Annotated in this window: 18 protein-coding genes and 1 pseudogene; 10 read left to right on the top strand and 9 right to left on the bottom strand. The window is 65.0% G+C overall.

Annotation, left to right across the window (positions count from 1 at the left end; genetic code table 11):
- From I6F33_RS09900 to I6F33_RS09915, 4 genes and pseudogenes are all read left to right on the top strand, one after another.
- Positions 1-477: a glutathione peroxidase gene (locus tag I6F33_RS09900; protein ID WP_036007360.1), complete on the top strand. Its 477-nt coding sequence runs from the start codon at positions 1-3 to the stop codon at positions 475-477.
- Between the two features lie 11 nt (positions 478-488).
- Positions 489-731, top strand: coding sequence for a DUF3297 family protein (locus I6F33_RS09905; RefSeq protein ID WP_036007363.1), 243 nt, complete (start codon positions 489-491; stop codon positions 729-731).
- A gap of 169 nt (positions 732-900) precedes the next feature.
- Positions 901-2,070: a D(-)-tartrate dehydratase gene (gene tarD, locus I6F33_RS09910; protein WP_225142232.1), complete on the top strand. Its 1,170-nt coding sequence runs from the start codon at positions 901-903 to the stop codon at positions 2,068-2,070.
- Between the two features lie 360 nt (positions 2,071-2,430).
- Positions 2,431-2,713 (top strand): annotated as a pseudogene (locus I6F33_RS09915) (GIY-YIG nuclease family protein).
- Between the two features lie 308 nt (positions 2,714-3,021).
- Here I6F33_RS09915 and I6F33_RS09920 read toward each other — a convergent pair.
- Both I6F33_RS09920 and I6F33_RS09925 read right to left on the bottom strand, forming a co-directional pair.
- Positions 3,022-4,374 (bottom strand): malonyl-CoA decarboxylase, encoded by a 1,353-nt coding sequence (locus tag I6F33_RS09920; RefSeq protein WP_109144743.1) that lies wholly within the window; start codon positions 4,372-4,374, stop codon positions 3,022-3,024.
- Between the two features lie 223 nt (positions 4,375-4,597).
- The gene (locus I6F33_RS09925; protein ID WP_225142234.1) at positions 4,598-5,488 is read right to left on the bottom strand and encodes a helix-turn-helix transcriptional regulator; all 891 of its coding nucleotides are present in this window, start codon (positions 5,486-5,488) and stop codon (positions 4,598-4,600) included.
- Between the two features lie 53 nt (positions 5,489-5,541).
- Between I6F33_RS09925 and I6F33_RS09930 the strand changes: the two genes are divergently transcribed.
- Both I6F33_RS09930 and I6F33_RS09935 read left to right on the top strand, forming a co-directional pair.
- A complete protein-coding gene (locus tag I6F33_RS09930) occupies positions 5,542-6,714 on the top strand; it encodes an MFS transporter (RefSeq protein WP_036027240.1) in 1,173 nt (390 codons plus the stop codon).
- Positions 6,715-7,104: 390 nt separating this feature from the next.
- The gene (locus I6F33_RS09935; RefSeq protein WP_225142236.1) at positions 7,105-9,372 is read left to right on the top strand and encodes a cation:proton antiporter; all 2,268 of its coding nucleotides are present in this window, start codon (positions 7,105-7,107) and stop codon (positions 9,370-9,372) included.
- Here the strand turns inward: I6F33_RS09935 and I6F33_RS09940 are convergent.
- The 6 genes from I6F33_RS09940 to I6F33_RS09965 all read right to left on the bottom strand — a co-directional run bounded on the left by I6F33_RS09940 (position 9,369) and on the right by I6F33_RS09965 (position 18,141).
- Complete coding sequence (locus I6F33_RS09940) at positions 9,369-12,521, bottom strand: efflux RND transporter permease subunit (protein WP_225142238.1); 3,153 nt, start codon at positions 12,519-12,521, stop codon at positions 9,369-9,371. The two genes, I6F33_RS09935 and I6F33_RS09940, sit on opposite strands and share 4 nt — an antisense overlap.
- A gap of 12 nt (positions 12,522-12,533) precedes the next feature.
- Positions 12,534-13,730, bottom strand: coding sequence for an efflux RND transporter periplasmic adaptor subunit (locus tag I6F33_RS09945; RefSeq protein WP_225142240.1), 1,197 nt, complete (start codon positions 13,728-13,730; stop codon positions 12,534-12,536).
- A gap of 167 nt (positions 13,731-13,897) precedes the next feature.
- Positions 13,898-14,878 carry an NAD-dependent epimerase/dehydratase family protein gene (locus I6F33_RS09950; protein WP_109144739.1) on the bottom strand — a complete coding sequence of 327 codons (981 nt, stop codon included), beginning with the start codon at positions 14,876-14,878 and terminating at the stop codon, positions 13,898-13,900.
- Positions 14,879-14,945: 67 nt separating this feature from the next.
- Positions 14,946-16,019 carry a hypothetical protein gene (locus I6F33_RS09955; RefSeq protein ID WP_225142243.1) on the bottom strand — a complete coding sequence of 358 codons (1,074 nt, stop codon included), beginning with the start codon at positions 16,017-16,019 and terminating at the stop codon, positions 14,946-14,948.
- 82 nt (positions 16,020-16,101) lie between these two features.
- Complete coding sequence (locus I6F33_RS09960; RefSeq protein ID WP_225142244.1) at positions 16,102-17,592, bottom strand: NAD(P)/FAD-dependent oxidoreductase; 1,491 nt, start codon at positions 17,590-17,592, stop codon at positions 16,102-16,104.
- Between the two features lie 99 nt (positions 17,593-17,691).
- The gene (locus tag I6F33_RS09965) at positions 17,692-18,141 is read right to left on the bottom strand and encodes a cupin domain-containing protein (RefSeq protein ID WP_036027225.1); all 450 of its coding nucleotides are present in this window, start codon (positions 18,139-18,141) and stop codon (positions 17,692-17,694) included.
- A gap of 188 nt (positions 18,142-18,329) precedes the next feature.
- Here I6F33_RS09965 and I6F33_RS09970 point away from each other — a divergent pair, with 188 nt between their 5' ends.
- Entirely contained in the window at positions 18,330-19,355 is a 1,026-nt protein-coding gene (locus I6F33_RS09970; RefSeq protein ID WP_109144736.1) for an AraC family transcriptional regulator, read from the top strand.
- 29 nt (positions 19,356-19,384) lie between these two features.
- Here the strand turns inward: I6F33_RS09970 and I6F33_RS09975 are convergent, their stop codons facing one another.
- Positions 19,385-20,017, bottom strand: coding sequence for a cupin domain-containing protein (locus tag I6F33_RS09975; protein WP_225142245.1), 633 nt, complete (start codon positions 20,015-20,017; stop codon positions 19,385-19,387).
- A 218-nt stretch (positions 20,018-20,235) separates the two neighbouring features.
- Between I6F33_RS09975 and I6F33_RS09980 the strand changes: the two genes are divergently transcribed.
- Genes I6F33_RS09980 through I6F33_RS09990 form a run of 3 tightly spaced genes read left to right on the top strand, consistent with a single transcriptional unit; the run spans position 20,236 to position 23,785 of the window.
- Positions 20,236-21,927 (top strand): peptide ABC transporter substrate-binding protein, encoded by a 1,692-nt coding sequence (locus tag I6F33_RS09980; protein WP_225142247.1) that lies wholly within the window; start codon positions 20,236-20,238, stop codon positions 21,925-21,927.
- A 27-nt stretch (positions 21,928-21,954) separates the two neighbouring features.
- On the top strand, positions 21,955-22,905 hold the full coding sequence (locus I6F33_RS09985) for an ABC transporter permease (protein WP_036028549.1): 951 nt from the start codon (positions 21,955-21,957) through the stop codon (positions 22,903-22,905).
- Between the two features lie 4 nt (positions 22,906-22,909).
- Positions 22,910-23,785, top strand: a complete 876-nt coding sequence (locus I6F33_RS09990; RefSeq protein ID WP_225142249.1) for an ABC transporter permease — start codon at positions 22,910-22,912, stop codon at positions 23,783-23,785.
- Positions 23,786-23,826 lie beyond the last annotated feature (41 nt).

The following is a 23,826-nucleotide window of genomic DNA, read 5'->3' on the forward strand; positions in this document are numbered from 1 at the left end:
ATGACCGCCATCTACGACTTCAAGGCCAACTCGCTGGCCGGCGAGGAGGTCGCCCTGCGGCGTTTCGAGGGGCAGGTGCTCTTGATCGTCAACACCGCGAGCAAATGCGGTTTCACGCCGCAATATCGCGGCCTCGAGGATCTCCATCGCGACCTCTCTCCGCGCGGCTTCTCGGTGCTCGGCTTTCCCTGCAACCAGTTCGGCGCGCAGGAACCGGGGCAGGCGAGCGAGATCCAGGAATTCTGCTCGACCCATTACGACGTCACCTTTCCCCTGTTCGAGAAGATCGACGTCAACGGGCCGAAGGCGCATCCTCTGTACGAGTACCTGAAACGCCAGCAATCCGGGCTTCTCGGCGCCGCCATCAAATGGAATTTCACCAAATTCCTGGTGAACCGTGAGGGCCGCGTGGTCGCGCGCTACGCGCCGACCGCCCGGCCCGAAGGATTGCGCAATCAAATCGAAACACTGTTGTGAGCGAGACAATCATGAGCGACGAATTTCCGGACCGCCTGTCGGTCGACCCGAACAGCCCCTATTACAACGCGGAGATCCTGTCGCGCGACGTCGGCATCCGCTTCAAGGGCATCGAGAAGACCAATGTCGAGGAGTACTGCATCAGCGAAGGCTGGGTCCGCGTCACCGCAGGGAACGCCAAGGATCGCCACGGCAACCCGCTGACCATCAAGGTGCACGGTCCGGTGGAGCCGTATTTCCGGGATAAGAAATAGGTTCGAACTGAGCGCGCCGCTCGCTCCTCGTCATTGCGAGGAGCACACACTCTCTCCCCGTCATTGCGAGCGAAGCGAAGCAATCCAGAATCTTTCCGCGGAAGCAGTCTGGATTGCTTCGTCGCTTCGCTCCTCGCAATCACAATAATAACCACCGAAAGCCCACCCCATGTCCGTCCGCATCGTCGACGTCCGCGAAATTACGAAACCGATCTCCTCGCCGATCCGCAACGCCTATATCGACTTTACGAAGATGACGACCAGCCTCGTCGCCGTCGTGACCGACGTGGTCCGCGACGGCAAGCGCGTCGTCGGCTACGGCTTCAACTCCAACGGCCGTTACGGGCAGGGCGGCCTGATCCGCGAGCGCTTCGCCGCGCGCATCACGGAAGCTGATCCGAAGTCGCTGCTCGACGCAGCCGGCGACAATCTCGACCCCGACAAGGTCTGGGCCGCGATGATGACCAACGAGAAGCCGGGCGGCCACGGCGAGCGCTCGGTCGCGGTCGGCACCATCGACATGGCGGTGTGGGACGCGGTGGCGAAGATCGCCGGCAAGCCGCTGTTCCGCTTGCTCGCCGAGCGTCACGGCGTCAAAGCCAATCCGCGCGTCTTCGTCTACGCCGCGGGCGGCTACTATTATCCCGGCAAGGATCTCTCGATGCTGCGGGCCGAGATGCGCGGCTATCTCGATCGTGGCTACAATGTCGTCAAGATGAAGATCGGCGGCGCTGATATCGACGAGGACCGCAGGCGCATCGAGGCAGTGCTGAAGGAAATCGGCAAGGACGCGCAGCTCGCCGTCGATGCTAACGGCCGCTTCAACCTGGAGACCGCCATCGCCTACGCCAAGATGCTGCGTGACTATCCCTTGTTCTGGTACGAGGAAGCCGGCGATCCTCTCGACTACGCGCTGCAGGCCGCGCTCGCCGAATTCTATCCGGGCCCGATGGCGACGGGCGAGAACCTGTTCAGCCATCAGGACGCCCGCAATCTGATCCGCTACGGCGGCATGCGCCCCGACCGCGACTGGCTGCAATTCGATTGCGCCTTGTCCTATGGCCTGTGCGAATACCAGCGCACGCTGGAGGTGCTGAAGACCCACGGCTGGTCGCCGAGCCGCTGCATCCCGCACGGCGGCCACCAGATGTCGCTCAACATCGCCGCCGGCCTCGGCTTAGGCGGCAACGAAAGCTATCCCGACCTGTTCCAGCCCTATGGCGGCTTCCCCGACGGCGTCCGCGTCGAGAACGGCCACATCACCATGCCCGAGCTTGCAGGCATCGGCTTCGAAGGCAAGTCCGATCTCTACAAGGAGATGCAGGCGCTGGCGGAGTAGGAGTATCGTTGGAGCGCGACGTCCGCGCCACACACTCCGTCATTGCGAGCGCAGCGAGGCAATCCAGAATCTTTCCGCGGAGGCAGTCTGGATTGCTTCGTCGCAAGAGCTCCTCGCAATGACGGTGGAGGGGCCACTGGCCGCTCGCGGGCGTCTGGCCCGCAGCCCAATGTGCCGAATTGCGCGAGCTGTCGCCACACACTCCGTCATTGCGAGCGCAGCGAAGCAATCCAGGGTCTTTCCGCTTCGGCAGTCTGGATTGCTTTCGTCGCAACGGCTCCTCGCAATGACGCTGGCGAAAGCCTCGTAGTCATCTCCTGGTTGTGCTATTGTAGAAGCTGTCCTCAGCCGAGTACGATTATGAAGCAACCCTGCGTGTACATGTTCGCCAATCGTCGCAACGGAACGATCTACACGGGCGTCACCTCCAATCCGCCGCGCGTTCGAGCATCGCGAAGGACTGGTAAAGGGTTTTTCATCGAAGTACGGCTGCAAGCTCCTCGTCTGGTACGAGCTGCACGCGACCATGTCCGACGCGATTGTGCGCGAGAAGCAGATCAAAGGTGGCAGCCGGGCGAAGAAGCTTGCGCTCATTGAGAGCCTCAATCCGAATTGGGACGATTTGTACGCGACGCTGATCTGACCGGCAGGAGATCTGCGGCTACTCGGCGAGCCGCTGCCAGGTCCTCCGTCATTGCGAGCGTAGCGAAGCAATCCAGGATCTTTCCGCGGCAGCAGCCTGGATTGCTTCGTCGCAAGGGCTCCTCGCAATGACGGTGGAGAGAGCCGAAGTCATCCGTGGTTGTCCGAGCCTGCGGTGGGCGGTCGTTGGGTTTCGCCAGCTGTCGCCCCACACTCCGTCATTGCGAGCGCAGCGAAGCAATCCAGAATCTTTCCACGGCGGCATTGCTTCGCTGTGCTCGCAATGACGATGTGGTAAGCGTCCGCCCCCTACGACAGCCGCATATCCAGCAGCCTTCGCCCCTCGCCCTTCAGCAGCTTCTTCACTGCACTGGACGCCACGACCTCGCCGTCATTGGCATAGGCCTCGTGGTTCTTCTCGATGTCGTCGAGGCGGTAGAGGTAGTTGACCATGACGCCGGCGGACTCGCGCATTCCCTTGGGCGAGAGGTCGCCCAGCCAGTTGATGCGCTCCAGCCGCGCGCCGTTGCCGAGATGGAAGCGGGCGACGGAATCGATCAGCTTGCCTTTCGGCGTGCGCGCCTTGAGGAAATAGTGCGCCGCGAGCGGCTCCAGCACGGCGCGGAGCAGCGCCGCCGTCTCCGGGCTCTCGAACCATCTTGGATCGTCGAGGCGCCTCAGCACCTCGCGGTCCTCGTCCGACAGCGGCAGATCCTTGTCCTGCTTAACCCAGGCCATGAAGCCCGGCACCGGCGACAGCGTGACGAAGGTGTCGAGCTTCGGCAACTCGCGGCGCAGCTCTTCCACCACCTGCTTGATCAGGAAGCTGCCGAAGGAGATGCCGCCCAGGCCGCGCTGGGTGTTGGAGATCGAATAGAACACGGCGGTGCGCGCGCGCTCGATCGGCAGGTGCTGGCGGTCGACTGCGAGCAGGGGCTGGATCGCGCCGGGGATCGTCTCGGTCAGCGCCACCTCGACGAAGATCAAGGGCTCGTCCACCATCGCAGGATGGAAGAAGGCGTAGCAGCGCCGGTCGACCGGATCGATGCGGCGGCGCAGATCATCCCAGTCCGAGATCTCGTGCACGGCCTCATAACGGATGATCTTTTCGAGGATGTTGGCCGGCGTCGACCAGTCGATCCTGCGCAGCACGAGAAACCCCCTATTGAACCACGAAGAAAGAAGATGCGAGACGTCGCGGTCGAGCGCGGCGAGATCGGTGTGCCCGTTCATCATGCCGAGCAGATCGGCGCGCATGTTGACGAGATCGCCGGTACCGCCGGGCGCGCGGTTGAGCCGCCGGATCAGCTCCTGCCGGCGCGGCTCGGAAGCGAAGTGCAGCGAGCTTGCGTCCTCGTCGCTGGGCGCGGCCCGCCATGTCTCGATCGCCTTGGACAGGCGCTCCCGGTCGGGACCGAAATCGCGCACCAATCCCTCGAAGAAGGCGCGGCGTCCCGCAGCGTCCAGCTCCCGGTAGATGTCGAGCACCTCGCGCGCCATCGCCGTGCCCGAGGCTTCGCCCCGGCCCGACAGCAGCGCATCGCAGAGCTCGAGCAGTCCGTCGGCATCATGCTTGGTATCGGCGGCGTCCCCCCGGCGAAGCAACGTGCGGCCGCGCTCGGAGATGGTGGCAAGCAGGTCGGAGAAGAAGGCGTTGGCCATCGGGGCTTTCGTATCAGGTCTGTGCGATGCGGCAAGCTTACACGGGATTTGGGTGCAAGCCGATCACAATCAAGCAGGCGAATGCGGCATCTTTCGCTCCGCCGTGCGTTTGGAGATGAGGGCATGCCGGAACGGGTCGATGATATGCCGGGCAGTGCTCATTCCAACGCGCTGTCATGCCCCGGCTTGACCGGGGCATCCAGTACGCCGCAGCTTCTCGATTCTAGCCGAGCCGTCTCGGCGTACTGGGTCGCCCGGTCAAGCCGGGCGACGACACCGCGTGTGTTGCAAACTCCGTCGGCGTCCGACCCGTCACCTGGCGGAATGCGGCCGAGAATGCCGGCACGCTGGCATAGCCGAGCTGGGTCGCGAGCTGCTTCACCGACACGTTCGCATCCGTCGATATCCGCTCGATCGCCGCCGCAATCCTCGCGCGCTGGCACCAGCTCTTGAAGCTCAGCTGCGTCTCGCTCGAAAACAGCCGCGACAGCGTACGCGCGGAGGTTCCGACCGCGCGCGCCAGCGTGTCGATGTCGTGCAGGCCGGTGGGATCGTCGAGCACGATCATCGCGGCGCGGCGGCAGCGCGCTTCGCGCGGCAGCGGCACGAAGGTCGCGGAATCCTCGGCCTGGTGCAATTCCAGCATCACCAGGCGCACCAGGAGCTCGGTGCGCTCTTCGGTGTTGCGCCCGTCGAACAGCGCGAGAATCGCCTGATTGAGCAGCGGCGACACCCGCACCACGAATTCCCTGGTCAGGCCGTCATAGCGCTGCTCGCGCTTCAGCCAGGACAGGTCGAAATACAGCGTGCGCATCTCGATGTCGGCCAGCAGGTCGATGGCATGCTCGAGCCCGGCCGGCACCCAGACCGCGCGGTCCGGCGGCACCAGCCAGCGTCCGGCGGGCGTCGTCACCTGCATCGTGCCCTTTGCCGCATAGATCAGCTGCGCCTCGCGGTGCATGTGCAGATCGATCCGCATCCCCTTGGGATAGTCGCGGGCGACCAGGTGCACGCCCGCGGGCGAGCGGTGGTTGCTCCGGACCTCCCGCAGGATTGGCGTTTCCAGGCTTGGTGTTTCCAAGATTGGCGTTTTCAAGACAGTCATTGGCGGCATCCCGTCATGGGGAGGACATATAACTCATTTCGGAGCAGGAGAGGATTCGGTAAATGAACAGCCCCAGTCGGGTCATCGGTTTCGTCAACGCAGGTCATTTCATCGACCATTATTCGATGCTGATCTTCGCCGCCGCTGTCATCATCATGGGCCCGGCGCTCGGCATGGCCTATTCGGAACTCTTGCCCTACGCGACGCCGGGCTTCGTTGCCTTCGGCGCCGGCTCGCTGCTCACCGGCTGGCTGGGCGATCGCTGGAGCCGCCGCCACATGATGCTGATCTTCTTCGTCGGCATCGGCCTTTCGATGATCGCGGTCGGCTTCGTGCAGACCCCCGTGCAGCTCGGCGCGGCGCTGCTTGCGATCGGCATCTTTGCGTCGATCTATCATCCCGTCGGCACCGCCATGATCGTGTCCTACGCCGACCGGCTCGGCCGCGAGATGGGCATCAATGGCGTCTGGGGCAATCTCGGCGTGGCGTCGTCGGCCCTGGTCACCGGCGTGATCGGCCAATATCTCGGCTGGCGTTTTGCGTTCATCGTTCCCGGCGCGGTTACGGTCCTGATCGGCATCGCCTTCGCGCTGAGCGTCGTGCACGAGGATCGCAAGGGCAGCAAGCAGGCCGCGGCGCAGGCGCGGGTGGCCAGGCAGGACATGTGGCGCGTGATCCTGGCGCTGCTGATCGTGGTGATCGCGATCTCCACGACCTTCAACGCCGTCACCGTGGCGCTGCCAAAGCTGTTCGCCGAGCGCCTTGCGGACCTGACCAAGAGCCCGGCTCTGTTAGGTGTCATCGCCGCCGGCGTCTACGTGTTCGGCGCGATGACGCAGTACACGATTGGCCGGCTGCTCGACCGCTACTCCCTGAAGACGGTGGCGCTGCCACTTTCCTTCATGCTGGCGCCATTCCTGTATCTGGCCGCGAGCCTGTCCAACCTGCCGCTGATCGTCGTTTCGATCGGCATCGTCATGGGTGCGTTCGGGCAGGTGACGGTCAACGACGCCATGGTCGGCAAATACACCACGGAAGAGTGGCGTTCGCGCGCCTATGCCGTGCGCTATTTCGTCGGTTTCACCGCGGCCGGCGCCTCCGTCGGTCTGGTCGCCTGGCTCTATGAGCGGGGCGGCTTCGTCACCATGCTGCACGCCTTCGCCGCCCTCTGCCTGCTCGCCATCGCCGCCGCGCTGATCCTGCCGCGCGAGATCCGCACGCCGCAGGTGGTGTGAGGGAGACTCTCTCCACCGCCTTGCGAGGAGCCCTTGCGACGAAGCAATCCAAATTGCCGCCGCGGAAAAATTCTGGATTGCTTCCGCCTTCGCAAGGCTTCGGCGGACAAGTCGCTGCGCTCGGAATGACGGAGAATGAGGAGGCACCCTCGCCATGCCACCCACGATGCCATTCTGCCAGTGTTTTGCCCGGCGGAGCAAGCCGTTTCGGCAAAGCCGAACTTTTTGAAAGTTTTCAACGGCATCCCTACTGTGCATGGGGTTGTTTTCGCGTTTGGCGCTTTTGCCCCCTCCGTCCCGTCGTGCGCGGCAGGAACTCCCGCCGCCTCCCGCGGGTTCTATCCCCGTGGCCCCGACAGCGGGGCCGGGTAAAGGGGAAATGACGCCTGCATGCTGTGGACCTTGCTCCGGCCGGTCGGCCTCGTCCCCGCGGCGCTCATCCTCACCACCATTGCGGCCGGCGCCGAAGCGGGCAAATCGGCCGGCCCGTCCGAATTCCTGCTGGTGGCGCAGATCGTCCTGCTGATCGCGGTGGGTCGCGGCCTCGGCGAGATCATGATGCGCGTCGGCCAACCCTCAGTGATCGGCGAGCTGCTCGCCGGCATCATCCTGGGGCCGTCATTGCTCGGCTGGATTTGGCCCGAGGCGCAAGCCGCGATCTTTCCCAACGCGCCCGAGCAGAAGGCGATGATCGCCGGCATCGCCCAGTTCGGCATCCTGCTGCTTTTGCTGCTGACCGGCATGGAAACCGACCTCAAGCTGGTCCGGAAGGTGGGCAGGGCCGCGATCGCGATCTCGATCGCTGGCATCGTCGTGCCGTTCGCCTGCGGCTTCGCACTCGGCGAGTTCCTGCCGGATGCGCTGCTGCCCAATCCGCAGGAGCGCCTGGTGGCGTCGCTGTTCATGGGCACGGCGCTGTCGATCTCCTCGGTGAAGATCGTCGCGGTCGTCGTGCGCGAGATGAACTTCATGCGCCGCAACGTTGGGCAGATCATCGTCGCGACCGCCGTGATCGACGACACCATCGGCTGGATCATCATCGCCGTCATTTTCAGCCTCGCTTCGCAAGGCTCGCTCGACATCGCTTCCGTGACCAAGTCGGTGCTGGGAACGCTCGCCTTCCTCGCGGTCAGCTTCACCATCGGCCGCCGCCTGGTGTTCCAGCTGATCCGCTGGGCCAACGACAATCTCGTCAGCGCGGCCGCGGTCATCTCCGTGATCCTGCTGCTGATGAGCGTCATGGCGATGATCACGCATCTGATCGGCGTCCACACCGTATTAGGTGCCTTCGTCGCCGGCATCCTGGTCGGGGAATCGCCGATCCTGACGCGGCGGATCGACGAGCGCCTGCGCGGGCTGATCTCAAGCTTCTTCATGCCGGTGTTCTTCGGTCTCGCCGGGCTCAGCGCCGATCTCACGGTGCTGCGCGATCCCAACCTCCTGATGCTCACCGGCCTGCTCGTCGTGATCGCCAGCGTCGGCAAGTTCGGTGGCGCGTTCGTCGGCGGCACCGTGGGCGGGTTGAACGGGAGGGAGTCGCTCGCCCTCGCCAGCGGCATGAACGCGCGCGGCTCGACCGAGGTCATCATCGCGACCATTGGCCTGTCGATCGGCGTGCTCAGCCAGAACCTGTTCACGATGATCGTGACGATGGCGATCGTGACCACCATGGCGATGCCGCCGATGCTGCGCGCGGCGCTGGCCAGGCTGCCGATGAGCGCGGAGGAGAAGGAGCGGTTGGAGCGCGAGGAGTTCGAGAGGCGCGGCTTCGTCGCCAATCTCGAACGTCCCTTGCTCGCCGTGGACGATAGCGTCAACGCCACCTTCGCCGCGCATGTCGCCGGACTGATCGCCGGCATGCGCGGCCTGCCGATCACGGTGCTGCATATCGGCAAGCGCGCCGAGGAACAAGAGAAGGGGCGCGGCGAGGAAGTGAGCCACGAAGCCGTGGTGAAGAAGGCGGCCGAAACCGTCTCCGCCAACAGCGACAACGATGCCGGCAGCGTCGATGTCATCAGCCGCACCAGGCGCGCGGAGCTTGGCGAGACCATTGCCGACGAGGCGCGCAAGGGCTTCGATCTCCTGGTCGTCGGCATCGCCAAGGTCGCCGCCACCAAGGACCGTTTCGATCGCAAGGTCGAGGATATTGCCGCGAAGTTCGAAGGACCGCTTGCGATCGTGGCCGCCAAGGGCAAGCACCTGAAACAGCCGATGCGCGAGGCGCTCAACATCCTCGTTCCCGTGTCCGGCAGCGCCGTCTCCAAGCGCGGTGCCGAGGTCGCCGTGGCGCTGGCGCAGGCCGGCTCAGGTTCGCTTCGGGTGGTCTATGTAGCGACGACGCGCGACAAGGGTGCGCAGCGCGGTAGCTCGCGCGGGTTGAGCCAGGAGACAGGCATCCTCAAGGACACCAGCGATCTCGCCGCCCGCTACGACGTCGACATCACCACGACCCTGCGCGTGAACCGCGCGCCGGAGGCGGCGATTCTGCGCGAGATCGACACCACCGACGTCGACCTCGTCGTTATGGGCGTTGACCGGATCCAGGCCGACCATCTCTCCTTCGGCGGCGTCGCCGATGCAGTGCTGCGACAGTCGAAGGTCTCGGTGCTCCTGGTCTCGAGCGGCGAGGCGCGGCAGGCGCCGGCGGAGCAGGGTTAGGGCTTCACCTCCGCCACCGCCTGCGGCTTCTTCTTCGACGACCGCCAGTTCTCGAAACGCTGCACCACGACGAAGAAGGCCGGCACGAACAGCACCGCAAGGCAGGTCGAGGCCAGCATGCCCGAGAACACGGTGATGCCGATCGACTTGCGCGCGCTGGCGCCGGCGCCGGTGGCGAGCACCAGCGGGACGACGCCGAGGATGAAGGCGAACGAGGTCATCAGGATCGGCCGGAAGCGGGCGCGCGCGGCCTCGATCGCGGATTCGATGATCGGCTTGCCGTCGCGGCCGTGCAGCTCGAGCCCCACCTCGACGATCAGGATGGCGTTCTTGGCCGACAGCGCGATCAGGAGGATCAGGCCGATCTGGCAATAGAGGTTGTTGTCGATCTTGAGGGCGGAGAGGATCAGCATCGGCCCGAGCAGCGACAGCGGCACGGCGAGAATCACTGAGATCGGCGCGTACCAGCTCTCGTACTGGCCGGCGAGCACGAGATAGACCAGCAGCATGGCGAGCCCGAACACCCAGTAGATCTGGTTCGAGACCGCCTTCTCCTGATACGACATCGCGGTCCATTCATAGCCGGTGCCCGGCGGCAACGTCTTGTCCGCGATCTCCTCCATCAGCTTCAGCGATTGGCCGGAGGAGTATCCCTGCGCCGGCAGGCCGATCACGGTCGAGGACGGATAGAGATTGTAGAGGCTGATCAGCGACGGGCCGGTGGCCGGCGTGATCTTGGCGACGGTGCCGAGCGGGATCATGTCGCCGTTCGAGTTGCGCACCTGCATGTTGGCGATGTCGCGCTCGGTGACGCGGAACGCGGGATCAGCTTGGGTGTAGACCTGGAACACGCGGCCGAACTTGTTGAACTGGTTGACATAGGAAGAGCCGAGATAGGTCGACAGCGCCGAGAACACCTGATCCGTGGTGACATGAAGCGTCTGAGTCTTGACGCGGTCGATCTCGACGTTGAATTGCGGCACCGAGGAGCGGAACGAGGACTGCACGCGCTGCAGCGCGCTCTGGCTTTGAGCGTTGGTGACCATCGCGCCGGTGATGGCCTGCAGCTTGGCGAAATCGCTGTTGCCGTCGCGCAGCTCGACCTGCATCGAGAAGCCGGCGGCGTTGCCGATGCCCTGGATCGGCGGCGGCGGCAACACGATGGTGCGCGCCTCCATGATATCAGCGAGCTTGTCGTTCAGGCCAAAGACCAGCGAGCGCAGATCCTCACCGGGCCCTTTACGCGCGTCCCAATCCTTCAGGATGATGTAGGCGACACCGGCATTGGCGAGGCTGGCGCTGTTGTCGAGCGCGGAGATGCCGGCGATGGTGATGACCTGCGCCACGCCGGGCGTGTCCTTGATCAGCCCGCTCGCTTTGTCGAGCACGGCCTGCGTCCGCTCCAGCGCGGCGCCGTCGGGCAGCTGCACCGCGGCGATCAGATAGCCCTGGTCCTCGATCGGCAGGAAGCCGGTCGGCACCCGCGACAGGCCATAGCCGCTGGCGGCGATGATCAGCAGTGCGAACGCGACCGAGATGGTGGCGTGCTTCACGAGGAACGTGATCAGCCTTGTGTAGCCGCGCTCGACGCGGTTGTAGACCGCATTGAAGCCCCGATAGAAGAAATTGCGCTGCTCCGGCGGCACGGCCGGCCGCAGCCACAGCGCGCATTGCGTCGGCTTCAAGGTCGCGGCGTTGATGGCGGAGAGCAGGGCGGTCGCGGCGATCACCAGCGCGAATTGCGAGTAGATGCGCCCGGTCAGTCCGGCGAGGAACGAAGCGGGCAGGAACACCGAGATCAGCACCAGCGTGATGCCGACGATCGGCGCGAACAGCTGGTCCATCGCGCGGATCGCGGCGTCATGGCCGTTCATGCCCTGTTCGATGTTGTGGGCGGCGCCCTCGACCACGACGATGGCGTCGTCGACCACGATGCCGATCGCGAGCACGATCGCAAACAGCGTCGACATGTTGATGGTGAAGCCGAGTGCCGCCATCGCGGCGAAGGCGCCGATGATGGTGACAGGCACGGTCGTCGCCGGCACCAGCATCGCGCGCCAGTCCTGCAGGAAGATGAGGATCACGACCAGCACCAGCAGGCCGGCCTCGATCAGGGTCATATAGACCTCGTGCACCGAGGCCTCGACGAACTTGGTGGTGTCGAACGGCGTGTCGTACTTGATGCCTTCGGGGAAGCGCTTGGCGAGCTCCGCCATCTTCTTCTCGACGGCCTGCTCGACCTGCAGCGCGTTGGCGCCCGGCGACTGGAACACGCCGATGCCGACCGCGGGCTGCTTGTTGAGCGAGAAGATCTGGCTGTAGGTCTGCGCGCCGAGTTCGACCCAGCCGACGTCGCGCACCCGCGTGACGTCGCCGCTCGTGCCCGTCTTGACGATGATGTTCTCGAACTGGCCGGAATCGTCGAGCCGTCCGTTGACGTTCAGCGTGTACTGGAACGCTTGTCCCGGCGGCGTCGGCGGCGCGCCGACCTGGCCGGCGGCGACCTGCTGGCTCTGCTGCTGGATCGCCTGGATCACGTCCTGCGGCACCAGGCCACGGACCTGCAGCTTGTTGGGATCGAGCCAGATCCGCATCGAGTATTGCCCGGCGCCGAATACGGTGACGTTGCCGACGCCGGGCAGGCGCGAGAGCTCGTCGCGGATGTTGATGGTGGCGTAGTTGCTCAAGTAGAGGCTGTCGTACCTCGCATCCGGCGAGGTGAGCGTCACGAACAACAGGATCGAGGTCGACCGCTTCTGCACGGTGACGCCCTGGTTCTGCACGGCTTGCGGCAATTGCGACAATGCGCTGGAGACGCGGTTCTGCACCAGCACCTGCGCGAAGTTGAGGTCGGTGCCGATCTTGAAGGTCACGGTCAGCGTGTAGGTGCCGTCGGAGCCGCTGTAGGACTGCATGTAGAGCATGTCCTCGACGCCGTTGACCTGCTGTTCGATCGGCAGCGCCACGGTATCGATCACGGTCTTGGCGCTGGCGCCGGGATAGCGCGTGGTGACCTGCACGGTCGGCGGCACCACGTCGGGGTATTGCGCGATGGCGAGATTGAACAGCGCGACGCCGCCGATCAGGATCATCAACAGCGCGATGACGTTCGAGAGGACCGGCCGCTCGATGAAGAACTTTGAGATCATGGCTGGCAGCCCCTACTTGCTCGAGGCCTGCGTCTGCTCGATCTTCGTCACCTGCGGGTCGATCTTCTGGCCCGGGATGACGCGCAAGAGCCCCGCGGTCACGACGCGATCCTCTGGCTTCAGGCCGCTCTCGATCACGCGCAGGCCGTTGTCGACCGGGCCGATCTGTACCTTGCGCTGCTCGACGACGTTGTCGCTGTTGACGACGAGGAGATAGCGGCCGCCCTGGTCGCTGCCGAGCGCGGTGTCGGGAACGAGCAGGGCGCTCTTCTCCTGGTCGAAGGGCACGCGGACCCGGACGAAATAGCCAGGCAGCAGCACCCGCTTGTCGTTGGGAACGAGGCCGCGCACGGCCAGCGTGCCGGTCGACTGGTTGAGGGTCGGCGAGACGTAGTCGAGCTTGCCCTCATGAGGGTAGCCGGTATCGGTCTGCAGCCCCACTTGAATCGGGAAGTGCTTCATGTCCGCGGGCGTCAGTCCGCGACGGGTCGCCTCGGCGCGGATGCGCAGCACGTCCTGCTCGTTGACGGTGAAGTTCACATAGATCGGGTCCATCGCCACGATGGTGGCGAGCTGGGTCGGCGAGGAGACGCCGACGAGCTCGCCGATCGAGACCATGTGCGCGCTGACGATGCCGTCGAACGGTGCCGTGACCTTGGTGTAGCCGTAATTGACTTCGGCGAGCTTGGTGTTGGCCTGGGCCTGCTGCAGATTGGCCTGGGCGTTGTCGCGCGCGGAGGTGGAATTATCGAGCGTGGCTTGCGAGACGGCCTGGCGCTGCACCAGCTCGGCCTGTCGCTTGTAGTCGGCCTCCGCCTGCCGGAGCGAAGCCTGCGCGCCGACTTCGGCCGCCTGCGCCTGCTCGAGCTTGAGCTTGTAGGTCTCAGGCTCGATCGTGAACAGCTGGGTGCCCTGCTTGACGAACGTGCCGTCCTGATAGTCGATCGTTTGCAGAAAGCCCTGCACGCGCGCGACGAGATCGACGCTCTTGATCGGCGCCGTGTTGCCGGTCGCCTCGATGTAGCGCGTCACCGGACGCTGCACCGGCGTCGCGACGTCGACCTTGGGCGGCGGCGGCGCCACGAACGTGTTCTTGTCCTCGCAGCCGGCGAGCACAGCCAATGCCGCGGTTGCGGCGAGTGCCCGACCGATATGTTTCCTCGCTGCTCCATTGCGTCGTGCGGGAGATGCGGGATTTGCGCGGCTCATTCGGTGGTCCCCGATTGCTGTCTGTCGGTGCGGCAGGCTACCAACAAACGGGCAGTCGTGGAACACCATAGCCATGGCGGTCACGGGTCTTGCACCGAAAACGGCAGTGTGGCCTTTGACAGATTTGTCACGACAAGGCGCTTTGCGAACGATTGGCCCGTCCGCACCTAGAGCTGGCGCGCATGCCACGCCGCGAGCACATCCTTCTCGTCTTCGGCAGTGAGACCGACGACGGGCCCGTTGACGGCGTTGAGCCAATCAAGCGTATCGCGCGCGGTGTCTCCCGGCGGTCGCGAGGTCAATCCGGCCGCGCGTGCCGGCGAGGTATCGCGCGTCAGGAAGCCGGCGTAGTCCGGCAATGGCAGCCACATCGGTAAGGACCGCGGGCCCGCCCAACGCCTGACGTCATGCGCTTCCAGAAAGGCGCGATCGATCCAGGTGAAGGTGCAGGACGCGTTCAGCGCGGAAGCGCATTCGCTCAGGAATCCGCCGCGCGTGCGGATCGGCCCAATCCCGTCATAGATGCCGACGAGACCGCTCTCTGCCGCATGCACGATCCATTGCGCGAGATCGCGCACGTCGATGAACTGGACCGCATCCTCCGGCGATCCCGGCGCCAGCACCTCGCCGCCGCGCGCAAGCCGCGCCGGCCAATAGGCGAACCGTCCGGTCGGGTCCTCGGGGCCTGCGATCAGTCCGGCGCGGCAGATGAAGGCATCATCGCCGACCGCCTGTTCGCAGGCGACCTTGGCTGCGCCGTAGATCGCCTCGGTGCTGTGCTCGATCTCTCCCGCAACAGGCTCGCGCAGCGGCGCCGTGTCGGCGCGTTGCCCCGGGATGCGGTTGTCCGCATAAACGCTGATCGTCGAGACGAAGGTCCAATGCACGCCCGGCCGCTTCAGCGCGGCGACTGCGCGACGGACCTGGCCGGGATGACGCGAGACATCGACCACGGCGTCGAATGTCTCACCCGCGAGCGGCGCAAGTCCGTCGGCCACGTCGCGGTCGATCCGCAGGAAGCGGGCGCCGGCGGCAATCGGCCCCGCAAGGCCGCGGGCCGCGCAGGTCACGTCATGCCCGCCAGCGGAGGCATGGCTTGCGATCGCCCGGCCGAGAAACTGGCTGCCGCCGAGAACGAGAATGCGCATGAAATGGTCCGTGGGGTCGATGCCACCGCGAGACTACAACCTGCGCTGGCAGTTGCAACCCGCTTTCTCAGCGTGTCCTGATCTCGGCGTATTTCGCCATCGCTTTCTCGAACTTCCGGTTGAACAGCCACATCGCGGCGAAGATTTCGCGATAGCTTGCCGAGGTTTTCGCCCGGTCGGCCCGTCCGAAGGCAAAGATGCTGTTGTTGCGCAGGTATCCCATGATTCTGGGGCTTGACACCCGGTAATTCAGGAGATCGCCCGATTTGAGCGCGGACCGCGTCGGGGTTGGAACGATCTGGATCAGCTGGAAAAGCTTCATCTGGTCGATCGTATCAGGCAGCGTCTTGACGATACCCGGAATCTCGCGGAACAGATCGGAGTGCGCGTTCATCAACCCGTTGCGGACGTTGGTCCAGTGGTTGAAGCGCTGATCGGTGCCGCGGGCACGCGCCTCCTCCTTGTCGTCTCGCGCGCTCAAGCCCGGGTCGATCGCAGCTACGTCGCCCTTGATCTTCTCCCATTTCCGCCGGCCGTTGCGGTCTTCGGAGGGGCCTGTCTGGAAGCTGCCCATATAGGTGTTCGAGCGTGCATTGCGGACATTCTGCTTGCCGTTGGTCTCCGCAAAGAACAGCCCGAGGCTGATCCGCCCGGCAGCTTCGGCGTGTTCGGGAGCGAGGCCCTTGGCGCGCGCAATCGCGACCGCAAGATCGACGACGTCCTCGAACGGCGTCGGCGAGCTCTGCGCGTTGGCAGGCGGCGCCTCCATGAGGTCGAACAGCCTGCCGTATTCCTCGACCAGCGGCTCGATCTCGGCATCGAAATAGGCCGGAGGAATCTCGAACTTGTTCGGCCGGCCGATCCGCGACGGCATGACGTCGGTGAGGTCCTTGTAGCTGCTGATCACAGCGACGCGCGCGAGATAGAGCGCCTGTCCCGGCAGGTTCGGCAGCGGCTCCTTCGCCTCGATCTGGCGCCGCCGCTCAGTGAGGATGGATTTGAAGTCGCCGAGCGCGCGCTCGTAAGCCGCGAGCGCCTCCGATTGCTGTGGCGTCGGCGCCGCCTTTTGCGCAACGGTGGGCACCGCGCCGAAGATGGCAACAGCCGCAAGCGCCGCGGCGGCAAGTCGTCTCGATCCCATGACCGATCCTGTGGCTGGTTCCCGTCGATTCGATGGCCAGCGAGATCGTAGACTCCGGAGGCGAGCTGCCGCAATTCTCCTCTCACGCCGCCCGATAGTCCGGCGCCGTCGCGAGGAATTTGCCGTAAGCATCCGCATCCGGAGGTTGGAAGCGTCCTTTGAGCCCGCCGGTCTTCTGGTTCTTCGCGCCGATATCGGCCATCAGCTCGTCGAAATGGCGGTAGTGATAAGGGGCGACGCAGAGGCCGCCATAGACGCCCGCGGCCGGCCGCTCGACGCGCTTGAAGTGCAGCATCATCTCGATGTTGTCGCGCATCGCCTGTGCCGTCGGCTGGTTCGCGAGCTGGCCGTCGGCATAACGCACCAGCCAGTTCGCCGCGAGGTCGGCGCAGAGCACGGTGCAGAACGAGGAGTTGAAGCCGACGAAGCCGAGCTCGGGCAGATCAGGATTGGCGATCAGGCGATAGAGCCGGTACTGCCCGTCGGCATCGACCAGTTTCTGCCGGTAGGCCTCGGGCAGGAACGGCACGCCGAGCTTGTAGCCGATCGCGAGCACGGCGACGTCGGCGCCCACGCGCTCGCCACCACTCATCACGATGCTGTCGCCCTCATAATGGTCGAACGTGCCGAACACGGCCTTGATGCGGCCGTCGGCGACCATCGGGTAGAAGCCCGGCGTTGCGATGGGCACCGAGCAGTTGACGCCGTCCTCGATGCGCTCCTTCGGCACCATGTTGCAACGGCCGAGCTTGAGCTGCGCCTTGAGCAGACTCTCCAGCCCGCGCCAGTTCGCCCAGACCAGCGGCGCGGCGATGCGGTGCGCGAGCCGCCCCATCGCGCTGATGCCCCAACCCGGAAACATCTCCTCCTGCGCGCGGATGTAGAGGATGCGCTTGAAGTTCACGAGACCGCCGATGAAATAGGGAATGCGCCAGACCGGCTCACGCATCACGATGGTGACCTCGCGCGCACCTGACTTCACCGCATTCACGGCGATGTCGGTTGCGGACTTCGAGCCGCCGAGCACGACGACGCGGCGTCCCTTCGCCAGTGTCGGATCGCCATATGTCGACGAGTGCAGGATCTGGCCGCCCTGCGCCAGAAAGCCGTCCTCGCCGGGGCAATGCAGCTCGCGCGGCTCGTTGAACTGCCCGGTGCAGACCGCGACGAAATCGAAATCCTCGCTCGTGGTCGTGCCGTTCTTGTCCTTCAAGGCGAGCGTCCATCCCGGCCTGCCGTCGGCACGGCGCGCCATGCCGGCGACTTCGGTGTTGAGCCGCAGCATGCGCTCGAGGCCAAAACTCTTGGCATAATCGGCGAGGTAGGCGTGGACCTGCGGCCCGGTCGGCCATTCCGGATAGGCATCCGGCATGGCGCGGTCGGTGTAGCGGTAGAGCTCCTTCGGGCTCTGGGTCTGCACCTCGGGGTAGGAGCGCGCCGGCTCCCAGACGCCGCCGAGATCTGAGCTGCGCTCGACGATCGTGACGCGGTGGCCTCGGGTGGAGAATGCTTTCGCGGCGGCAAGGCCGGAGACGCCGGCGCCGATCACGCAGACATGTTTTGGGCTGACCATGGGTTTGCTCGATGTGTTTGGCGCGCAAGCGACCGCGTTCGGCCGCACGGTGCGGCCGGCCAGGCTGCAAGCAGATGCAAGTGGAGGGAGCGGCGACCGCTAGTCGTTGGCCTCGGGCGGCAGGAAGTCGACCTCATGCAGCGCCGAGATGCGCACGACCTCGGCCGGGTCGGTCAGATTGTGCAGCTGGTTGAACAGCGCCTCCAGCTTCTGCATCGGCGAGACCCAGAACAGCGCGCGGCACGGCTTGTCGGACTTGTTGAAATAGCCGTGCGGGATGCCGCGTGGCATGCGCACGAGGTCGCCGGCATTGGCCTTGACCCATTGACCGTCGAGCTTGAGATCGAGCGTGCCTTCCTGCACCAGGATGAACTCGTCCTGGGTCGGATGGATATGCACCGGCACGAACTGGCCGGGATCGCTGTTGGTCTCGAACGCGAAAGTGGAGTCGGTGACGGCCTTGGGGAAATAGACCTGGCCAAGGATGTTCCAGCTCTTGCCGCCGTAGCCTTTCCCGTTCGCGGTGATGCCTTTTTCGAGTGCAGTCATGGCTTGCTCCTCATGGATTCCGGCGGGGACGGAGCATCGTCCGAGGACGGACCGCCTGTCTATCCGCTAAACGAATCCGGATGAACCTATTGCCATGCAGCACGACGAATTTGCGAGCTCTGGCCCTTTTCGCCCCCGCGGAACTATTATAGGCTTAAAGGAATTCCGGGCGCGAAGCATGGTCGACGATGTCCGCAGCCGAGCTGGAAATGAGCGCAACAGCCTCTGCAGCCGAACGGCTTGCGGCCTTCGCCCGCGTCACCACTGATGACGTCGACGAGGCGGCCGAGCAGATCGGGCGCATCTTCTGCCCGCATGATCTCAAGCCGACACAGGCGCGCGCGGCCGGCTTCTCGGCCCGGCACAATTGCGCGGCGTTCGAGGGTTTCTCCATCAACTACGTCGCCTATGGCGGAGCGGTCAGCATCGATCCGGGCTGCCTCGAGCGCTTCTTCCTGGTGCAGGTCCCGCTTGCTGGCAGCGCCCGCATTCGTGCCGGTCGTCGTGAGCTCGATGCGGCCCCGGACCGGATCGCGTCGCTGCTGTCGCCGACAATTCCGACCCGGATGATGTGGAGCGATTGTGCGCAGGCGATCCTGCTGCTCGATCGCCGCATGGTCGAGCAGCGCGCCGCGGCCTTGTCGGGCAGGGCGACCGGGGTGGTCGAGTTCGATCCGGTGATCGAGCTGGATGCGCCGTCCGGGCGGGCCCTGCAGACGAGGCTCGCCGAGCTGATGACACTCGCCGAGCGTCTCGGACCATCAGGCCGGCTGTCGCCGGCCGCAATGGCCGATTGGCGCGAAGCGCTGCTCGATCATCTGCTCAACCGGCAGCGGCATGGCCTGTCGGATGCGATTGAAACTTTCTCAGGGCAGGCCGAGCGTTTGCCGCGTGCCCTTCGCGCCGCGCGCGACCACCTTGCCGACCATGCCGGCGAGCCGCTCGACCTCGCGCAGCTCGCCTGCGCCTCCGGCATCGGCATCCGCGCGCTGCAGCTCGGCTTCCGCCGTCACTTCGGCGTGTCGATCTCGCAGATGCTGCTCGACATGCGCCTCGCCGGCCTCAATGCGCGCCTTGCGCAAGCCGCACCCGATGTTTCCATCACCGAGATGGCCTTCGATCTCGGCTTCACCCATCTCGGCCGCATGGCCGGCGCCTACCGCGAGAAATTCGGCGAGACGCCGTCAGCCACGCTGCGGCGAAGGATGAGCTAGATCCGTCTCGCCAGACCTTGATGCCGGACTCAACCCGCCGGCGAGTCGGTCTGGCGCAGCGTCGTCACCCAGATCACGCGCGCCACCTGCTGGGTCGGGTTGTCGAACATGTGCGGCACGATGCTCGGAAAGCGAAAGCTGTCGCCGGCTTCCAGCACATGGGCCTGGTTGTCGAGCCACAGCCGCAGGCTGCCCGAGAGGATGTAGCCCGCCTTCTCGCCGGTGTGCTGCAGGAAGTCGGTGCCGGAGGAGGCGCCGGGATTGAGCGTGAGCTCGTAGAGCTCGAGCTGGCCATTGCCTTCCGGCGTCAGCGCTTCCTTGACGACGCCGCTGGCGGTGAGCCGCAGCAGCCGCCTGGCGTTCTTGCGCACGGTGTAGCGCGGCGCTTCGGCAGGATCGCTGCTCTCGAAGAAATAGGAGATGGGAACGTCGAGCGCGATTGAGAGCAGGCGCAGCGTGCGGATCGACGGCATGGCGCGCGCACGTTCGAGCTGGCTGATCATGCCGGTCGACAGGCCGGTCTTGTTGGCGACGTCCTGGATCGAGAGGCCGGCGCGCTGCCGCAGCAGCCGCACGGTTTCACCCAAGCGCTGGTCGACCGCATCTTCGGCCTCGGTCGTCGGAGCGTCCTTCAGACTGTTCGTGTCGCCGCGACCATCCATGTCGCTCTCCCATGCATCATCTCAGCGTCGGGTATCGAGCCCGTGCCTTCAGTCAGAGTGAAAAGCTGGCGCATTCTAGCAATGCGATTGACAGCTGTATTTAGTCCTGATGAACTTTTGCCAGAAAAATTTAGAAGCACTAAAGCCCACTCCTTGTCCCTTTGCCGGGGTCTCGGGGGCGCGGGAGACGGTGCCGCGTGCGGAACGGAGAGTGGGTCATGGTAGACAACACCGGCAAGTTCGGCGTTGCGGCAGGGCATCTCGGCATTCCGAATCGCCGTCAATTCTTCCAGCTTGGCGCGGGCGCAGCCGCAGGCTGGACGCTTTCAGGGAACGCCTTCGCACAGACCGAACGTCCTACCAATCCCCCGGACAAGCCGCGCGGCCAGGTGATCGCGGCGCTGTCGCAGGAGCCGACCGTCTTTCATCCCTTGATGCCGGGCATCGAGGTCGATCAGGGCATCTGGTGGCAGGTGTTCTCGCCGCTCTGGTACATCGAGCCCGACGGCAAGTTCGTCCCCGACCTCGCCCGCGAAGTCCCGACCATCGAGAATGGCGGCCTCTCCGCCGATGGCCTGACCTGGAAGATCAAGCTGCGCAATAACGTGAAGTGGCACGACGGCACGCCGTTCACGGCGGAGGATGTCAAATTCTCCATCGAGCTGATCAACAATCCCGCATTCCGTGCGCGCAGCCGGGTCGGCCATAGCCTCGTCAAGGACATCACCGTCGTGGCGTCCGACGAGATCCACTGGCGAATGGAAGCGCCCTATTCGCCCTATATGTCGATCCTGGCGTCGTTCACCTTCATCGTGCCCAAGCACATCCTGGAGAAGGTGTCCGATCCGAATGCCTCACCGTTCCACAATGCGCCTGTCGGGACCGGCCCGTTTCGCTGGGGCGAGCGCGTGCCCGGCGACCATATCCAGCTGAACGCCCACACCGGCTATCATGGCAAGGGGCCGTACCTCGAACGCGTGGTCTTCAAATACATCCCTGATCTCACCGTGCTCTACACCCAGTTCCGCACCGGTCAGGTCGACTACACCGGCCTGCAAGGCATCCTGCCGAACTTCGTGCAGGAGGCAAAGACGCTGAAGGGCCGCAAGATCTTCGTCTCTTCGACCTCCTCGGTAGAGCATATCGCGCCGAACCTGGATTTTGGCCCTTTCACTGATCGTGCCGTGCGCGAGGCGCTCTATCTCGGCATCAACAAGCAGGCGATCATCGACGCGCTCTATTACGGTCTGCCGACGCAGACCGAGAGCTTCGTGCCGCAGCAGGCCTGGTCGTTCCAGCAGGGTCTGCCGCAGCACAAATACGATCCTGCCAAGGCCAACGCGCTGCTCGACGCCGCGGGCTGGGTTCGCGGCTCCGGCGGCATTCGCGAGAAGGGCGGCGTCAAGCTCGAATTCACCAACTCGACGACGGCGGGCAGTGCCGTGCGCGAACAGTGCCAGCAGCTCCTGATCCAGGACTGGCGGGCCATTGGCGCGGCGATGCGCGTCAGCAACATGCCGGCGGCCGTGATCTGGGGCGACTTCTGGCAGCAATCGAAGTTCAATTCAGTGATCGTCGGCGTGAACTTCATGCTGGGCAGCGACCCCGACGTGACGCCGCGCTTCGGCTCCGGCGCCATTCCCGCCAAGGGCGGCCGCGGCTTCAACACTTATCAATATCAAAGCGCGCAGGCCGACCGGCTGTTGTCTGAAGGCGCCAAGCAATTCGACCTGGCGCAACGCAAGGCCACCTATGGCGAGCTGCAAAAGCTGATCCGCAACGACCTCGCCATCCTGCCGCTGTTCCAGGGCTTCATCGCCGAGGGCATCAAGGAGGGGCTGCAAGGCTTCCGTCCCAACATCAACATGTCGATCAACAGCTGGAACATGCGCGAATGGTATTGGGCCTGATGTCTCGGGCTGGTCGGATCGCCTGAGATGGCCCGCTACGTCGTCAATCGCCTGGCGCAGGCGATCATGCTGCTCGTGATCGTCTCGGGGATCGGCTTCGCCATCCTGCATCTGGCGCCCGGCGGGCCGCTGTCGCAGTTTGCCGTCTCAAGCCAGATGACGCAGGAGGATCTCGACCGCGTCACCAGGCAGCTCGGCCTCGATCGTCCACTGCCGGTCCAATATCTCGACTGGTTCGGCCGCATGGTGCGGGGTGATTGGGGCAAGTCGTATCGCGACGGCGAGGCGGTGCTGTCGGTGATCTCCTCGCATCTCGGCGCCACGCTGGAGCTGATGGCGACGGCGACCATCATCGCGGTGCTGCTCGGCTGCTGGATCGGCATCCTTGGCGCGCTACGCCGCTACTCGCTGTTCGATACGCTCGCCACCGTCGGTGCCATGATCGCGCTGTCGATCCCGACCTTCTGGTTCGGCCTCGTCACCATCTACGTCTTCTCGGTCAAGCTCGGCTGGCTGCCGGCGGGCAACCGGCATACCATTGGCGACGGCTCCTTCCTCGACCTGCTGCATCATCTGATCGCGCCGGCCATGGTGCTGGCGCTGGTCGAGACCGCGATGTGGGGCCGTTTCATGCGCTCCTCGATGCTCGAGGTCATCAACCAGGACTACATCCGCACTGCACGCGCCAAGGGCATGCCGGAATGGCGCATTCTCACGGTGCACGCGCTTCGCAACGCGCTGCTGCCGATGATCACGGTCGCCGGCCTGCAGTTTCCGACGCTGCTGGGCGGTGCGCTGGTGGCGGAGACCGTGTTCACCTGGCCGGGCATGGGCCGCCTGTTCCTGGATTCGATTGGTTACCGCGACTATCCCGTTGTGATGGGCATCCTGATGTTCTCGGCGACGATGGTGCTGATCGGCTCGCTGCTGGCAGACATCCTCTATGCCGTCGTCGATCCGCGCATCCGGGTGGGCTGAAGCGATGGCGACCGCAGCCCTCTCCACCGTTCAGCTCGCGCCCGGCCAGGCCGCGTGGCGGCGCTTTCGCCGGCATCGGTTGGCGCTCGCGGGCGCCTTGATCATCCTCGTGCTCGTGCTCGGTTCGGCGTTCGGCCCCTACCTGCTGCCGTTCGACGACACCTACATCGACATCATGAAGCGGTTCGCGCCGCCGCTCTCCGGCGCGCATATTCTCGGCACCGACGAGCTCGGCCGCGACGTGCTGGCACGGTTGATGATGGGCGGGCGGGTCTCGCTCTCGATCGGCATCGTCGCGATGGTGATCGCGATGGCGGTCGGCATTGTCGTCGGCGCCTTTGCCGGGTTCTATGGCGGCGCGGTCGGCGCGGTGTTGATGCGGCTCGTCGACGCCGTGCTGTGCTTTCCGACCATCTTCCTGCTGCTGGCCCTCGCAGCGCTGACCGAGCCCGGTCTCGTCACCACCACCATATTGATCGCCGCCACGGCCTGGATGGCGGTCGCGCGCGTCGTCGAAGCCCAGGTGTGCTCGTTGCGCGAGCGGGAATTCGCGGTGGCCGCGCTCGCGTTCGGCTCCTCGAACCTGCGCATCATGTTCCGCGAGCTCGTGCCCAACGCGATCGCGCCGATCGTGGTTGCCGCGACGCTCAACGTCGCCAAGGCGATCCTGCTCGAATCCTATGTCAGCTATCTCGGCTACGGCATCCAGCCGCCGGCGGCGAGCTGGGGCAACATGCTCAACAATGCGCAGATCTATCTCACCAGCGCGCCCTGGCTCGCGATCGCGCCGGGCGTCGCCATCACGCTCGCGGTGACCAGCTTCAACTTTCTCGGTGACGGCCTGCGCGATGCGCTCGATCCGCGAATGAACATCCCGTGACGCGCAAGACCTCTGACGCGCAAGAGCTCGAACTGAACTCC

The sequence above is a fragment of the Bradyrhizobium sp. BRP20 genome, from assembly GCF_020194215.1.
Taxonomy (GTDB): Bacteria; Pseudomonadota; Alphaproteobacteria; order Rhizobiales; family Xanthobacteraceae; genus Bradyrhizobium; species Bradyrhizobium yuanmingense.

What these genes read in the sequence shown, in the direction of transcription:
- I6F33_RS09900 (WP_036007360.1), top strand. Translation starts at nt 1, where the DNA reads ATGACCGCCATCTACGACTTCAAGGCCAACTCGCTGGCCGGCGAGGAG.
- I6F33_RS09905 (WP_036007363.1), top strand. Translation starts at nt 489, where the DNA reads ATGAGCGACGAATTTCCGGACCGCCTGTCGGTCGACCCGAACAGCCCC.
- tarD (WP_225142232.1), top strand. Translation starts at nt 901, where the DNA reads ATGTCCGTCCGCATCGTCGACGTCCGCGAAATTACGAAACCGATCTCC.
- I6F33_RS09920 (WP_109144743.1), bottom strand. Translation starts at nt 4,374, where the DNA reads ATGGCCAACGCCTTCTTCTCCGACCTGCTTGCCACCATCTCCGAGCGC.
- I6F33_RS09925 (WP_225142234.1), bottom strand. Translation starts at nt 5,488, where the DNA reads ATGCCGCCAATGACTGTCTTGAAAACGCCAATCTTGGAAACACCAAGC.
- I6F33_RS09930 (WP_036027240.1), top strand. Translation starts at nt 5,542, where the DNA reads ATGAACAGCCCCAGTCGGGTCATCGGTTTCGTCAACGCAGGTCATTTC.
- I6F33_RS09935 (WP_225142236.1), top strand. Translation starts at nt 7,105, where the DNA reads ATGCTGTGGACCTTGCTCCGGCCGGTCGGCCTCGTCCCCGCGGCGCTC.
- I6F33_RS09940 (WP_225142238.1), bottom strand. Translation starts at nt 12,521, where the DNA reads ATGATCTCAAAGTTCTTCATCGAGCGGCCGGTCCTCTCGAACGTCATC.
- I6F33_RS09945 (WP_225142240.1), bottom strand. Translation starts at nt 13,730, where the DNA reads ATGAGCCGCGCAAATCCCGCATCTCCCGCACGACGCAATGGAGCAGCG.
- I6F33_RS09950 (WP_109144739.1), bottom strand. Translation starts at nt 14,878, where the DNA reads ATGCGCATTCTCGTTCTCGGCGGCAGCCAGTTTCTCGGCCGGGCGATC.
- I6F33_RS09955 (WP_225142243.1), bottom strand. Translation starts at nt 16,019, where the DNA reads ATGGGATCGAGACGACTTGCCGCCGCGGCGCTTGCGGCTGTTGCCATC.
- I6F33_RS09960 (WP_225142244.1), bottom strand. Translation starts at nt 17,592, where the DNA reads ATGGTCAGCCCAAAACATGTCTGCGTGATCGGCGCCGGCGTCTCCGGC.
- I6F33_RS09965 (WP_036027225.1), bottom strand. Translation starts at nt 18,141, where the DNA reads ATGACTGCACTCGAAAAAGGCATCACCGCGAACGGGAAAGGCTACGGC.
- I6F33_RS09970 (WP_109144736.1), top strand. Translation starts at nt 18,330, where the DNA reads ATGTCCGCAGCCGAGCTGGAAATGAGCGCAACAGCCTCTGCAGCCGAA.
- I6F33_RS09975 (WP_225142245.1), bottom strand. Translation starts at nt 20,017, where the DNA reads ATGGATGGTCGCGGCGACACGAACAGTCTGAAGGACGCTCCGACGACC.
- I6F33_RS09980 (WP_225142247.1), top strand. Translation starts at nt 20,236, where the DNA reads ATGGTAGACAACACCGGCAAGTTCGGCGTTGCGGCAGGGCATCTCGGC.
- I6F33_RS09985 (WP_036028549.1), top strand. Translation starts at nt 21,955, where the DNA reads ATGGCCCGCTACGTCGTCAATCGCCTGGCGCAGGCGATCATGCTGCTC.
- I6F33_RS09990 (WP_225142249.1), top strand. Translation starts at nt 22,910, where the DNA reads ATGGCGACCGCAGCCCTCTCCACCGTTCAGCTCGCGCCCGGCCAGGCC.